General features: G+C 60.6%; 12 protein-coding genes and 2 pseudogenes. All 14 read left to right on the top strand.

Annotation, left to right across the window (positions count from 1 at the left end):
• The first annotated feature begins 36 nt into the window (after window positions 1-36).
• The 14 genes and pseudogenes from nuoG to SGP1_RS33865 all read left to right on the top strand — a co-directional run bounded on the left by nuoG (window position 37) and on the right by SGP1_RS33865 (window position 13430).
• Window positions 37-2775, top strand: coding sequence for an NADH-quinone oxidoreductase subunit NuoG (nuoG, locus tag SGP1_RS14520; RefSeq protein ID WP_173340363.1), 2739 nt, complete (start codon window positions 37-39; stop codon window positions 2773-2775).
• Window positions 2772-3749, top strand: a complete 978-nt coding sequence (gene nuoH, locus SGP1_RS14515; protein ID WP_011411415.1) for an NADH-quinone oxidoreductase subunit NuoH — start codon at window positions 2772-2774, stop codon at window positions 3747-3749. Before nuoG ends, nuoH begins: the two co-directional genes overlap by 4 nt.
• A 14-nt stretch (window positions 3750-3763) precedes the next feature.
• Window positions 3764-4306 (top strand): NADH-quinone oxidoreductase subunit NuoI, encoded by a 543-nt coding sequence (gene nuoI / locus SGP1_RS14510; protein ID WP_011411414.1) that lies wholly within the window; start codon window positions 3764-3766, stop codon window positions 4304-4306.
• 10 nt (window positions 4307-4316) lie between these two features.
• Complete coding sequence (gene nuoJ, locus SGP1_RS14505) at window positions 4317-4880, top strand: NADH-quinone oxidoreductase subunit J (protein WP_011411413.1); 564 nt, start codon at window positions 4317-4319, stop codon at window positions 4878-4880.
• A complete protein-coding gene (gene nuoK, locus SGP1_RS14500; RefSeq protein WP_011411412.1) occupies window positions 4877-5179 on the top strand; it encodes an NADH-quinone oxidoreductase subunit NuoK in 303 nt (100 codons plus the stop codon). The genes nuoJ and nuoK overlap by 4 nt, the downstream gene beginning before the upstream one ends.
• Window positions 5176-7020 carry an NADH-quinone oxidoreductase subunit L gene (gene nuoL, locus SGP1_RS14495; RefSeq protein WP_011411411.1) on the top strand — a complete coding sequence of 615 codons (1845 nt, stop codon included), beginning with the start codon at window positions 5176-5178 and terminating at the stop codon, window positions 7018-7020. The genes nuoK and nuoL overlap by 4 nt, the downstream gene beginning before the upstream one ends.
• Before the next feature lie 102 nt (window positions 7021-7122).
• Window positions 7123-8655, top strand: a complete 1533-nt coding sequence (gene nuoM, locus SGP1_RS14490; RefSeq protein ID WP_011411410.1) for an NADH-quinone oxidoreductase subunit M — start codon at window positions 7123-7125, stop codon at window positions 8653-8655.
• A 6-nt stretch (window positions 8656-8661) separates the two neighbouring features.
• Window positions 8662-10119 (top strand): NADH-quinone oxidoreductase subunit NuoN, encoded by a 1458-nt coding sequence (gene nuoN / locus SGP1_RS14485; RefSeq protein ID WP_011411409.1) that lies wholly within the window; start codon window positions 8662-8664, stop codon window positions 10117-10119.
• A 217-nt stretch (window positions 10120-10336) separates the two neighbouring features.
• Window positions 10337-10606 (top strand): annotated as a pseudogene (gene elaB / locus SGP1_RS14475) (stress response protein ElaB).
• A 259-nt stretch (window positions 10607-10865) separates the two neighbouring features.
• Window positions 10866-11063, top strand: a complete 198-nt coding sequence (locus SGP1_RS14470; RefSeq protein WP_148203526.1) for a hypothetical protein — start codon at window positions 10866-10868, stop codon at window positions 11061-11063.
• Between the two features lie 36 nt (window positions 11064-11099).
• Entirely contained in the window at window positions 11100-11597 is a 498-nt protein-coding gene (locus SGP1_RS36565) for a chorismate-binding protein (RefSeq protein ID WP_083764830.1), read from the top strand.
• Window positions 11598-11747: 150 nt separating this feature from the next.
• Window positions 11748-12854 (top strand): annotated as a pseudogene (locus SGP1_RS27775) (thiamine pyrophosphate-binding protein); the annotation flags it as partial.
• Window positions 12855-12959: 105 nt separating this feature from the next.
• The gene (locus SGP1_RS14450) at window positions 12960-13202 is read left to right on the top strand and encodes a hypothetical protein (protein ID WP_041867042.1); all 243 of its coding nucleotides are present in this window, start codon (window positions 12960-12962) and stop codon (window positions 13200-13202) included.
• A 75-nt stretch (window positions 13203-13277) separates the two neighbouring features.
• A complete protein-coding gene (locus tag SGP1_RS33865; RefSeq protein ID WP_243466037.1) occupies window positions 13278-13430 on the top strand; it encodes a hypothetical protein in 153 nt (50 codons plus the stop codon).
• Window positions 13431-13441 lie beyond the last annotated feature (11 nt).

Below are 13441 nucleotides of genomic sequence, written 5' to 3'. Positions count from 1 at the left end.
TGATTAACGCCCGCCGTTGGCGGGCCTCACCTGAGCATGCTGACTATGGCTACCATTCATGTAGACGGCAAAGAGTACGAGGTTAACGGGTCTGACAACCTGCTGGAAGCTTGTCTGTCCCTCGGCCTCGATATTCCGTACTTTTGCTGGCATCCGGCGCTGGGCAGCGTCGGCGCTTGCCGCCAGTGCGCGGTCAAGCAATACCAAAACGCCGAGGATACCCGCGGCCGGCTGGTAATGTCCTGTATGACGCCGGCCGCTGACGGTACCTTCATCTCTATCGCCGACGATGAAGCAAAACAGTTCCGCCAAAGTGTGGTGGAGTGGCTGATGACCAACCACCCCCACGATTGTCCGGTCTGCGAAGAGGGCGGCAACTGCCACCTGCAGGATATGACGGTCATGACCGGCCAGAATTTCCGCCGTTACCGCTTCACCAAGCGCACCCACCGCAATCAGTATCTGGGGCCGTTTATTTCCCATGAGATGAACCGCTGCATCGCCTGCTACCGCTGCGTCCGCTATTACAAAGATTATGCCAACGGCGGCGATCTCGGCGTGTATAGCGCTCATGATAACGTCTATTTCGGCCGTCCTGAGGACGGGGTGCTGGAGAGTGAGTTTTCCGGCAACCTGGTGGAAATCTGCCCGACCGGCGTGTTCACCGACAAAACCCACTCCGAGCGCTATAACCGTAAATGGGATATGCAGTTCGCGCCCAGCGTCTGCCAGCAGTGTAGCATCGGCTGCAATACCAGCCCCGGTGAGCGCTATGGCGAGCTGCGCCGCATTGAAAACCGCTACAACGGCAGTGTCAACCATTACTTCTTGTGCGACCGCGGCCGTTTCGGCTACGGCTACGTCAATCTTAAAGACCGTCCACGCCAGCCGCTGCAGCGCCGCGGCGACGACTGGATTGCGCTTAACGCCGACCAGGCGATGCAGGGCGCCGCCGATGCGCTGCGCCATGCGCGTAAAATGATCGGCATCGGCTCGCCGCGCGCCAGCGTCGAAAGCAACTTCGCTCTGCGCGAACTGGTGGGCGCCGAGAATTTCTACACTGGTATCGCCGGCGGTGAGCAAGATCGGCTGGCGCTGATGCTCAATGTCTTGCGCAACGGCGGCATTCGCACGCCGTCGCTGCGCGAAATGGAAAGCTATGACGCCGTGCTGGTGCTGGGGGAGGATTTGACCCAAACCGGCGCGCGCATCGCGCTGGCGGTGCGCCAGGCCGTGAAGGGCAAGGCGCGTGAAATGGCTGCAGCGCAGAAAGTGACCGACTGGCAGATAGCCGCCATTATGAACATTGGCCAGCACGCCAAACACCCGTTGTTCGTCACCAACGTTGACCGGACCCGTCTGGATGATATCGCCGCCTGGAGCTATTGCGCCCCGGTGGATGATCAGGCGCGTCTGGGCTTCGCCATCGCCCACGCGCTGGATGAGACGGCGCCGGTGGTGACCGGCCTGGATGATGCGCTTAAGGGTAAAATCGACGTGGTGGTGCAGGCGCTGGCCTGCGCCCGCAAGCCGCTTATTATCTCCGGCAGCAACGCCGGGAGCGAAGCGGTGATTGCCGCCGCCGCCAACGTCGCACGCGCCTTGAAGGGCAGGGGCAGCGATGTCGGGATTAGCTTTATCGCCGCCGGCGCCAACAGTATGGGCCTGGCGATGATGGGCGGCGGCAGCCTGGACGATGCGCTCGAAGCGCTGGAGCAGGGCGCTGCGGATAGCGTAATCGTGCTGGAAAACGACCTTTATCGCCATGCACCGGCCGCGCGCATCGATGCCGCGCTGGCCAAGGTCAATAACCTTATTGTGCTGGACCACCAGCGCACCCCCCTACAGGACAAGGCCAACCTTATCCTGTCGGCGGCGAGCTTTGCTGAAAGCGACGGTACGCTCATCAACCAGGAGGGCCGCGCGCAGCGTTTCTTCCAGGTCTATGATCCGGCGTACTACGATGATCAGGTCGTCATGCTGGAAAGCTGGCGCTGGCTGCATTCGCTGCACTCAACCTACCTGAACCGCCAGGTGGACTGGACGCAGCTCGATCATATTATTGATACCGCAGCCGAGGCGCTGCCGCAGCTCTCGGGGATTAAGGACGCCGCACCAGACGCCTGCTTCCGGATTCACGGCCAGAAACTGGCGCGCGAGCCGCACCGCTACAGCGGCCGTACCGCGATGCGCGCCAATATCAGCGTGCACGAACCGCGCGTGCCGCAGGACCAGGACACCATGTTCGCCTTCTCCATGGAAGGCAACAATGCCCCACAGGCGCCGCGCCAACAGGTGGCGTTCGCCTGGGCACCGGGCTGGAACTCCCCCCAGGCCTGGAGCAAATTCCAGGACGAAGTGGGCGGCCATTTGCGCCACGGCGATCCCGGCGTGCGGCTGCTGGAAGCGGGTGAGGACCGGCTGGACTACTTCAGCGCCATTCCGCCCGCGTTTGCGCCGGCCCAGGATGGCAGTTGGCGTATCGCGCCATATTGGCACTTGTTCGGCAGCGAGGAGACCTCGCAGCGTTCTCCGGTTATCCAGGAGCGGATGCCGGCGCCCTATGTGGCGGTGAGCCAGGCTGATGCCGCCCGGCTGGGCGTCAACAGCGGTACCCTGCTCTCCTTTAGCTGCGCGGGGGTGGAACTGCGTCTGCCGGTGCGGTTCAGCCATGACCTGAGCGCCGGACAGGTCGGGCTGCCGCTGGGGCTGCCGGGCATTCCACCGATGCTGGCGGGACAGCGCGTTGAAAATCTGCGGGAGGCCGCGCTATGAGTTGGTTGACACCGGAGGTCATTGATATCCTCCTGACGGTGGTGAAAGCGGTTGTTATCCTGCTGGTGGTGGTCACCTGCGGCGCCTACATGAGCTTTGCCGAGCGGCGCCTGCTAGGGCTGTTCCAAAACCGCTACGGACCCAACCGCGTAGGTTGGGGCGGTTCGCTGCAGCTCTTGGCCGACGTTTTGAAGATGATGTTTAAAGAGGACTGGATCCCGCCGTTCGCCGATCGGGGCATTTTCACCCTGGCGCCGGTCATTGCCTTCACGTCGCTGCTGATTACGTTCGCCATCGTTCCGGTAAGTCCGACCTGGGTGGTGGCCGATTTCAACATCGGCGTGCTGTTCTTCCTGATGATGGCCGGGCTGGCGGTGTACGCCGTGCTGTTCGCCGGCTGGTCGAGCAACAATAAATACTCGCTCCTGGGTGCTATGCGCGCCTCGGCGCAGACCTTGAGCTATGAAGTGTTTCTCGGTTTGTCGTTAATGGGAGTGGTGGCTCAGGCCGGTTCGTTCAACCTCGGCGCGATCGTTGAGTCGCAAGCGCATCTGTGGAACGTGGTGCCGCAATTCTTCGGCTTTGTCACCTTTGCGCTGGCGGGCGTCGCGGTGTGTCACCGCCATCCCTTCGATCAGCCGGAAGCGGAGCAGGAACTGGCTGACGGCTACCATATCGAATACTCGGGGATGAAATTTGGCCTGTTCTTCGTCGGTGAATATGTTGGCATTGTGACCATCTCGGCTCTGATGGTGACGCTGTTCTTCGGCGGCTGGCAGGGGCCGTGGTTGCCGCCGTTTATCTGGTTCTCCATTAAAACCGCTTTCTTTATGATGATGTTCATCCTGATCCGCGCGGCGCTGCCCCGTCCGCGCTATGACCAGGTGATGGCGCTGGGCTGGAAAATCTGCCTGCCGCTGACGCTGCTCAATTTGTTGGCGACCGCAGCGGTCATCTTGTACAACGCGCATTAAGGGGTGGATGAATCATGACGTTAAAAGAGTTAGCGATCGGCTGCGGGACCACGCTGCGCAGCATCTGGATGATTGGCATGCAGGCGTTCAACAAGCGTGAAACCCGCATGTACCCGGACGTGCCTGTTAATCCGCCACCCCGTTTCCGCGGGCGGATCGTGCTGACGCGCGATCCCGACGGCGATGAGCGCTGCGTGGCCTGTAACCTGTGCGCGGTCGCCTGCCCGGTCGACTGTATTTCGCTGCAAAAGGCGGAGACCAAAGACGGGCGCTGGTACCCGGAATTCTTTCGTATCAATTTTTCCCGCTGTATCTTCTGCGGCCTGTGCGAAGAAGCCTGTCCCACCACCGCCATCCAGCTCACGCCGGATTTCGAGATGGGCGAGTTCAAACGGCAGGATCTGGTGTATGAGAAAGACGATTTACTGATTTCAGGGCCGGGTAAATACCCGGAATATAACTTCTACCGCATGGCCGGTATGGCGATTGCTGGCAAGGACAAGGGCGAGGCGGAAAACGAAGCCAAACCTATCGACGTGAAAGGTTTGCTGCCCTAAGGAGACTGGCATGGAACTGGCGTTTTATCTTTCCGGTCTGGTGGCGGTGCTGGCGACGTTGCGCGTCATCACCCATACCCAGCCGGTACATGCGCTGCTGTACCTGATTATTTCGCTGCTGGCCATCGCCTGCGTGTTTTTCTCGCTGGGCGCCTACTTCGCCGGTGCGCTGGAAATTATCGTTTACGCCGGTGCCATCATGGTGCTGTTTGTGTTCGTGGTGATGATGCTCAACATGAGCGTCGGTCGCGATAAGCAAGAATGTGCCTGGCTGCGCCCGCGGGCCTGGATCGGGCCCGCGCTGATGTCGCTGGTGCTATTGGCGATATTGGTGCGCGCCCTGGTCGGCGCGGGGGATCACGGCATCGCGGGCGACCTGATTGCGGCGAAAACCGTGGGTATCGCGCTGTTTGGTCCTTATGTGCTGGCGGTGGAGCTGGCCTCCATGCTGTTGCTGGCGGGGCTGGTGGTCGCCTTCCATCTGGGCCGCGACGAACGCGATAACGTTGATGCGCTCTACAAGGGGCCGAAAATCACCGACGCCATCAAGAGAAGAGGGGAGGAGCAAGCATGATCCCGTTATCACACGGTCTCATCCTGGCCGCTATCCTGTTTGTGCTGGGCCTGACGGGGATGATTATCCGCCGCAATCTGCTCTTCATGCTGCTGGGGCTGGAAATCATGATTAACGCGTCGGCGCTGGCGTTCGTGGTGGCCGGCAGCTATTGGGGCCACGCGGACGGGCAGGTGATGTATATCCTGGCAGTCACGCTGGCCGCCGCCGAGGCCAGTATCGGCCTGGCACTGCTGCTGCAGCTGCATCGCCGCCGCCGGACCCTGGATATCGATTCAGTCAGCGAGATGCACGGATGAACCTACTCTATTTAACCCTAGTTTTCCCCTTGGCGGGGTTCCTGCTGCTGGCGTTTTCCCGCGGCCGCTGGTCGGAAAACCTTGCCGCGACGGTCGGCGTCGGCAGCGTCGGGCTGGCGGCATTGACCACCCTCTGGGTGGCGCTGGATTTTCTCGACGCCCGCGGCGACGGTGCGGCGGTGTATGCCCAGACGCTGTGGCACTGGATGGCGGTGGGTGATTTCCAGATACCCATTACGCTCAGCCTCGACGGCCTGTCGCTGACGATGCTGTCGGTGGTCACCGGCGTCGGCTTCTTCATCCATCTTTATGCCTCCTGGTATATGTGCGGGGAAGAGGGCTATTCGCGTTTCTTCGCCTATACCAATCTGTTTATCGCCAGCATGTTGGTGCTGGTGCTGGCGGATAACCTGTTGCTTATGTATCTCGGCTGGGAAGGGGTAGGGCTTTGCAGCTATCTGCTTATCGGCTTCTATTATACCGAGTCGAAAAATGGCGCAGCGGCCATGAAGGCATTTGTCGTCACCCGCGTCGGGGATGTGTTGCTGGCGTTCGCGCTGTTTATCCTCTACGACCAGCTCGGAACGTTGAACTTCCACAATCTGATGGTGCTGGCGCCGCAAAAACTGGCGGAAGGCTCTCCGGCCATCATCTGGGCGACGCTGATGCTGCTGGGCGGCGCGGTCGGGAAGTCGGCGCAGCTGCCGCTGCAAACCTGGCTGGCGGATGCCATGGCCGGCCCGACCCCGGTCTCGGCGCTGATCCATGCCGCGACCATGGTGACCGCCGGCGTGTATCTTATCGCCCGTACCCACGGTCTGTTCCTGATGGCGCCGGACGTGTTGCATCTGGTGGGGATTGTCGGCGTGGTAACGCTGGTATTGGCCGGCTTCGCCGCGTTGGTGCAGACCGATATCAAGCGGGTGCTCGCCTATTCCACCATGAGCCAGATAGGCTACATGTTTCTGGCGCTGGGCGTTCAGGCGTGGGACGCGGCTATTTTTCACCTGATGACCCACGCGTTTTTTAAGGCGCTGCTGTTCTTGTCCTCTGGTTCGGTGATCCTGGCCTGCCATCACGAGCAGAACATCTTCAAAATGGGCGGCCTGCGCAAATCGATTCCGCTGGTCTATATCTGCTTTCTGGTGGGCGGCGCGGCGTTGTCGGCGTTGCCGCTGGTCACCGCCGGCTTCTATTCCAAGGATGAAATTCTCTGGGGGGCGCTGGCCAACGGCCATAGCGCCCTGATGATGGCCGGCCTGGTGGGGGCGTTCCTCACGTCGGTCTATACCTTCCGCATGATCTTTATCGTGTTCCATGGCGAGGCGAAGATTAAAGCCCACGTCTGCCGCGGGATCAGCCATCATCTGCCGCTGGTAGTGCTTTTGGTGCTCTCTACCTTTATCGGCGCCTGGATCACGCCGCCGCTGGCGGGGGTTCTGCCGGCCAGCGTGTTCGGTCATGACGGTAAGCTGGCGTTGGAAATCACCTCGGGCGCGGTCGCCATCATTGGTATTTGTCTGGCGGCGGTCCTGTGGCTGGGCCAGCGTCGTCTGGTGAACGCCGTGGCCGCCAGCGCGCCGGGGCGTTTCCTGACGGTTTGGTGGTTCCACGCCTGGGGATTCGACTGGCTTTACGACAAGATCTTCGTCAAACCTTACCTGGTCATTGCGCGGCTGCTAGCACGCGATCCGCTCAATGCAGTGATGAATCTTCCCGCGCTGCTGGCGCGCTGGGCCGGACGTGGCCTGACGGTGAGCGAAAACGGGCAGTTGCGTTGGTATGCGGCGTCGATGGGTCTGGGTGCGGTTATCGTGGTGGCGCTGCTGGTATTCGTCTGAATACCCCGAGCTTCGTTTCCGGCTTAGGGCGGAGCGGCGGGTAACGTACTGCTCCGCTGACACGCCAGTTTATTGATTTTACAATTAGGGACGCAAAACGCCATGCTACTACCTTGGCTAATTCTTATCCCCTTTATCGGCGGTCTGCTGTGTTGGCAATGTGAGCGTTTCGGTACCCGTGTACCGCGCTGGATAGCCTTGATTGCCATGGGGCTGACACTGGCGCTTTCATTGCTGCTGTGGCAGCAGGGAGGATACACCCTGGCGATGGCGCAGGGGCTGCCGCAATGGCAGGTGGAGTATCTGCTCCCCTGGATCCCGCGCTTCGGTATTAGCATCTATCTGGCGCTGGACGGCCTGTCGCTGCTGATGGTAGTGCTGGCCGGGCTGCTCGGGGTGCTGGCTATCCTCTGTTCCTGGCGTGAAATCCAGCGCTACCAGGGGTTCTTCCACCTCAATCTGCTGTGGATCCTCGGCGGCGTTATCGGTGTGTTCCTGGCTATCGACATGTTTCTCTTCTTTTTCTTCTGGGAAATGATGCTGGTGCCGATGTATTTCCTCATCGCGCTGTGGGGGCATAAGGCGTCCGACGGTAAGACGCGTATCACCGCCGCAACTAAATTCTTCATCTATACCCAGGCGAGCGGTCTGGTAATGCTGGTGGCCATCCTAGGTTTGGTGCTGGTGCACTATAACGCCACCGGCGTCTGGACCTTCAATTATGAAGACTTGCTGCGCACGCCGATGTCGGAACGGATGGAATACCTGCTGATGCTGGGCTTCTTCTTGGCCTTCGCGGTTAAAATGCCGGTGGTGCCGCTGCACGGCTGGCTGCCGGATGCCCATAGCCAGGCGCCTACCGCCGGTTCGGTGGACCTTGCGGGGATTTTGCTGAAAACCGCGGCTTACGGGATGTTGCGTTTTAGCCTGCCGCTGTTCCCCCATGCGTCGCATCAGTTCGCGCACATCGCCATGTGGCTGGGCGTGGTAGGCATTTTCTACGGCGCCTGGATGGCGTTTTCGCAAACCGATATCAAGCGCCTTATCGCCTATACCAGCGTGTCCCATATGGGCTTTGTGCTGATCGCCATCTACAGCGGCAGCCAGCTGGCCTATCAGGGCGCGGTGGTACAGATGATCGCCCACGGTTTGTCGGCCGCCGGCATGTTCATCATTTGCGGCCAGCTGTATGAGCGTTTGCACGCCCGCGATATGCGGCAGATGGGCGGTCTGTGGGGCCGGCTGAGCTTTATTCCGGCGTTGTCGCTGTTCTTCGCCGTTGCAACGCTCGGGATGCCGGGCACCGGCAACTTTGTTGGCGAGATTACCATTTTGTTCGGCAGTTTCCCGGTGGTACCTGTGATTACGGTGATTTCCACGTTTGGTCTGGTGTTCGCGTCGGTCTACTCGCTTATCATGATGCAGCGCGCGTATTACGGCCCGGCCAAATCTACTGAGCCGCTGCCGGGCATGACGCTGCGCGAACGGTTGATTATTTTGTTGCTGGTGGTGCTGGTGCTGCTGCTCGGGTTCTTCCCGCAGCCGATTATGGATACTTCAGCCGCCGCCATGAGCAACATTCAGCACTGGTTCGCCGCCGACGCCGGTTCCACTATTTCAACGACAAGGCCGTAATTCGCCATGACAATAACTCCTCAACAACTGATCGCATTATTACCGCTGTTGATCGTCGGATTGACGGTGGTGGTTGTGATGCTGTGCATTGCGTGGCGACGCAACCATTTTATTAACTCCACCCTGACGGTTATCGGGATTAACCTGGCGCTGCTGTCGCTGTGGTTTGTGACGCAAAACGGCCCGATGGATGTGACGCCGCTGATGCGCGTCGACGGGTTTTCCATGTTCTATACCGGGTTGGTGCTGGTGGCCAGTCTGGCGACCAGCACGCTGGCCTACGCTTGGCTGGCGGGTTATCCGGGCAACCGCGACGAGTTCTATCTGCTGGTGCTGATTGCCACTATGGGCGGTATTCTGCTGGCCAGCGCCAACCATCTGGCGGCGCTGTTCCTGGGTATTGAGCTGATTTCGCTGCCGCTGTTTGGCATGGTGGGCTATGCGTTTCGCCAAAAGCGCTCGCTGGAAGCTAGCATCAAATACACGCTGCTGTCGGCGGCGGCGGCGTCTTTCTTGCTGTTTGGTATGGCGCTGGTGTATGCCCAAACCGGCCAGTTGTCTTTCACCGCCCTCGGTCAGACGCTTAATGACACCATGCTGACGCAGCCGGTGCTACTGGCGGGCCTGGGGATGATGGTGGTCGGTCTTGGCTTCAAGTTGTCGCTGGTGCCGTTCCATTTGTGGACGCCGGATGTCTATCAGGGCGCGCCCGTGCCGGTGTCGACCTTCCTGGCCACCGCCAGTAAAATCGCGATTTTCGCGGTCGTTATGCGCCTGTTTTTATATGCGCCGGTGACGCACAGCGATACGGTGCGGCTGGTGTTGGCGATTATCGCCTTCGCCTCTATGCTGTTCGGCAACCTGATGGCACTAAGCCAGAGCAACATCAAACGGGTGCTGGGCTATTCCTCCATCGCCCATCTGGGCTATTTGCTGGTGGGATTAATTGTGGTGCAGGCCCATACGCTGGCGCTGGAAACCGTCGGCGTTTATTTAGCGGGATATCTGTTTGCCAGTCTGGGGGCGTTCGGCGTCGTCAGTCTGATGTCCAGCACCTACACCGGCGAGGATGCGGATTCGCTGTATTCTTACCGGGGTCTGTTTTGGCATAAGCCGCTGTTGTCATCTGTACTGACGGTGATGATGTTGTCGCTGGCGGGGATCCCCATGACCCTTGGCTTTATCGGCAAGTTCTACGTCATTGCTCTGGGCGTGAACAGCCACCTGGGCTGGTTGACCGGCGCGGTCGTCGCCGGGAGCGCCATCGGGCTGTTCTACTACCTGCGCATCATGGTCAGTCTGTACCTGTCGCCGCCGGAAAATCTGCGCCGCGATATGCCCTCCAACTGGGCGCTGACCGCCGGCGGGGTGGTGGTGCTTATCTCCTCGCTGCTGGTGTTGTTGCTGGGTCTGTATCCGCAGCCGCTCATTACCCTGGTGCAATTGGCGTACCCCATTCTCTAACTGAGCGCTGCGGGTAGTGTCCCCGCGGCGTCGATGCGCCTTACGGCGATGATCATCAGCCAAAGCCCGTTTTTTCGGATTGCTCCGGCGAGAATAGTCCTCCGGTACGGGCATTTTTTGCCTATAGTTAGTCTGACGCCCTCCATCAGAACACGGAGAACAATGATGACTACACCTAACGATCCCTTCAGCCGCACAAAACACATGTCGACGATGAATGCAGCTCTTGTCCGAAACGCTGGAAGAAGTGCTGGCTTATTCCGGCGATAAAACCGATCAAAAATATGTCGAGCTGAAGACCCCCGCGCGCAGCAGGTGCTGGATGATGTTAAAACGCGGGTGAGTCAGGCGTCCGACACCTATTATCTGAAAGCCCGGCAGGGCGGTGAGCGCCGCGGATGATTACGTGCAGGAAAATCCCTGGCACGGCGTCGGTATCGGCGCGTCTGTTGGGTTGATTGTAGGGTTGCTGCTGGCTCGTCGTTAAGGGCGCCGGACGGAATGACGCCGCGGCGCCGCCGCTGTCCTCCCGCGTGCAGCCCGCCGAATATGCGCAGCGTCACGGTGCCGTGGCCTGCGCATTTTTTATCCCTGCTGCTGTGTACGGTGCGTTTTGTTTTACTCCCCACCATACGTATAATCCCTCTCATTATTCCGGTTTTGAAATAAACGGTCCGTTATGCTGTCACTGCTTATCTCCACCCTGCGGCAACACCTCAATGCCCATTTGCTGCCGGCGGCGCCCGGTGTTCGGCAGCTGGTTCTGCCCTGGCCGTACGGCGCTGCGGTGCGCCATTTCGCCGTCCTCGACGCGGCGCAGCGTTTCCTTGCCGCGCCTGAGCTGGCGGCGTCAGGGGGAACGTTATCAGGTGATCCTGACGCTTGGCAGTGCAACATCGCTTGAGGCGGACGCCACCGATTTTCTCGCCTGGCTGGAGACGTAGCCCCGCTGCGCCGGCGCCTCTGCCCGATTTGCCGGCGTGGCGCCGCCTGGTGCAGCAGGCGCTCGCGCAATTTGGCCAGGCGGGCTGGATAAAGTGGTGCTGGCCCGCCGCTCCGCGCTGAGCGTCGACATGCCTCCGTTACCGCTGTCGCTGATGGCGGCGAGCCGACAGGTTAATCACCGCTGTTTCCATTATCTTCTGGCGTGGTCGCCGCATGACGCTTTTCTCGGATCCAGCCCGGAGCGGTTGTATCACCGGCACGGTCGCTGCTTGGATACCGAAGCCCTGGCAGGGACTGTCGCCTGCGACCCGGATCCGCAGCAGGCGAGCCGGCAGGAGTCGTCGTTTATCCGGCGTCATGAACCTTTCGCGCGCCAGTGGTACGCCGGGTCAGCGGGCTATCTCACCGCCGGCGAGACCGAGTTTTGCGTGGCACTGCGCCCGGGTGTCGGATCATCATATCTGGCTTTATGCCGTCGCCGGTATTGTGAAGGGATCCGATGCCGATCAAGAATGGCAGGAAGTGGAAAATAAAGCCGCCGGTCTCCAATCACTCTTCACCAGCGAGACGCGCGAGCAGCAAACGACCTAGATCGGTGTTTATATCAATATCCGCTCTTACAATAGGGTGTCACCTCACCCCCTGAGCGCCAGGCCCATCATGTCCGAAATTATGTTTAACCGTCGCTGGGCCTGGCGAAAGCCAGCGGCCAGCCGGTGGCGGTCATTGTCACCTCGGGTACCGCCGCCGCCAATCTGTATCCGGCCTTGATTGAAGCCAGCCTGACCGGCGAGCGGCTGGTGCTGCTTACCGCGGACAGGCCGGCGGAGCTTATCGACTGCGGCGCCAATCAGGAGATCCGCCAGTCCGGCATGTTTGCCGGTTTCGCCGCCCGCACGCTGGATTTACTGCGGCCGACGCCGGCGATTCCGGCTCGCTGGCTGATGTCCCCCACGGCGGTGTGCATATTAATTGCCCGTTTGCGGAGCCCTTGTATGGCGTGGACCAGGATGAAGAGGATGACTAGTCACGGGCGCTCGGCGATTGGTGGCAGAGCGATCAACCCTGGCTCAAGGCCGCGGCGTAGTGATAGCCGGCCGGACCAACGCCGCGCAGGGAGACGCGATTGAGCAGTGGGCGCGCACTTTGGGCTGGCCGTTGCTTGGCGATGTACTGTCCTATACCGGGCAGCCGCTGCTCCATGCCGACCTTTGGCTTAACGCGCCGGCGGCGCAGGTGGAACTTGCCCACGCGGAATTGGTGGTGCAGTTCGGCAGCAGTCTGACCGGCAAGCGTCTGCTGGCCTGGCAGGCCGAATGCCCGGCCGGCGGGATCTGGGCAATCACCGCGGGTGGCGTATTTTCGCCGCAGCCGAACCGTGGCTGACGTTGCATCCGGCCGTCGCCAATCCCCCTTGGGCCTCGGTTTTGGCCGACCTGTTTGCCGTCGCCGCGAGGCGGGTAGGTCAGACGCTGCTGCCGGCGCTATTGCCCGCAGTTGGGGGCGTCTTTCTTGGCAATAGCCTGACAGTCCGCCTGGCGGATGTGCTGGCACAACTGCCGGCCGCTGCTCGCGCTTCTGGGAGACGTATCGGCGCTGTACGACATCAATTCCCTGCTCTGTTTCGCCATTGCTCGGCGCCGGTGGTAATTTTAGTGGTGAACAATAACGGCGGCCAAATTTTCTCGTTGCTGCCGACGCCGGAGACGGCAACGCTGGTTGAGCTGGTGGTGCCGGCGGAGCAGGGGGATTCTCTTTTGCGCGAACTGGTGGCGGAGATGGCGCGATGACGGGGTGGGCGGTGCGGTACCGGCAACCTGGCAGCGGTCGGCGGCCCTGTCTGGTGTGGCTTCACGGTCTGGCGGCGGTGTTGGCCGACTGGTACCGCCCAGCCGGTGTTTAGCGATTTAACGCCGACGCAGCGCGCGGACCTGATGCGACTGCGTGCCGATAACCGCGGCGCGGGGGGGGGGATTGCGGCGATGCTGATGGTCGGTTCGCTGGGCCGTCAGCCGGATCTTCTGGCGCCGTTTGCCATTACCATTCGGTTATCTGTGTGGCGCGCAGGACGTCAAATTTTCCGCGCTGGCCGAGCAGGCGCGGCTGCACTGGTGGCTGATACCGGCGACGGGGCATAACACCCATCGCGGCAACCCGCAGGCGTTTGCCACACGACTTCTTTTTTTGCTGGCTCCGTTTGAATAAAGGAACTCATGATGCTTGAACCTAATGAAGACTCTTGGTATGCCCCCATCGACTGGAGTGATTGCAGCGGCGAGTTTACCGATATTCGCTATCACAAGTCCGCGGACGGTATCGCCAAAATTATCCTTAACCGTCCGCAGGTGCGTAATGCGTTCCGTTAGCTGACGGTCAA

It is taken from the genome of Sodalis glossinidius str. 'morsitans' (assembly GCF_000010085.1).
Taxonomy (GTDB): domain Bacteria; phylum Pseudomonadota; class Gammaproteobacteria; order Enterobacterales; family Enterobacteriaceae; genus Sodalis; species Sodalis glossinidius.
This window is presented reverse-complemented; position numbering and strand designations above follow the sequence as displayed.

Bases quoted from the DNA above. Each gene is read 5' to 3' on its own strand.
- SGP1_RS33865 (WP_243466037.1), top strand. From the start codon at position 13,278: ATGATGCTTGAACCTAATGAAGACTCTTGGTATGCCCCCATCGACTGG.
- nuoL (WP_011411411.1), top strand. From the start codon at position 5,176: ATGAACCTACTCTATTTAACCCTAGTTTTCCCCTTGGCGGGGTTCCTG.
- nuoM (WP_011411410.1), top strand. From the start codon at position 7,123: ATGCTACTACCTTGGCTAATTCTTATCCCCTTTATCGGCGGTCTGCTG.
- nuoI (WP_011411414.1), top strand. From the start codon at position 3,764: ATGACGTTAAAAGAGTTAGCGATCGGCTGCGGGACCACGCTGCGCAGC.
- nuoG (WP_173340363.1), top strand. From the start codon at position 37: ATGCTGACTATGGCTACCATTCATGTAGACGGCAAAGAGTACGAGGTT.
- nuoJ (WP_011411413.1), top strand. From the start codon at position 4,317: ATGGAACTGGCGTTTTATCTTTCCGGTCTGGTGGCGGTGCTGGCGACG.
- nuoH (WP_011411415.1), top strand. From the start codon at position 2,772: ATGAGTTGGTTGACACCGGAGGTCATTGATATCCTCCTGACGGTGGTG.
- nuoK (WP_011411412.1), top strand. From the start codon at position 4,877: ATGATCCCGTTATCACACGGTCTCATCCTGGCCGCTATCCTGTTTGTG.
- nuoN (WP_011411409.1), top strand. From the start codon at position 8,662: ATGACAATAACTCCTCAACAACTGATCGCATTATTACCGCTGTTGATC.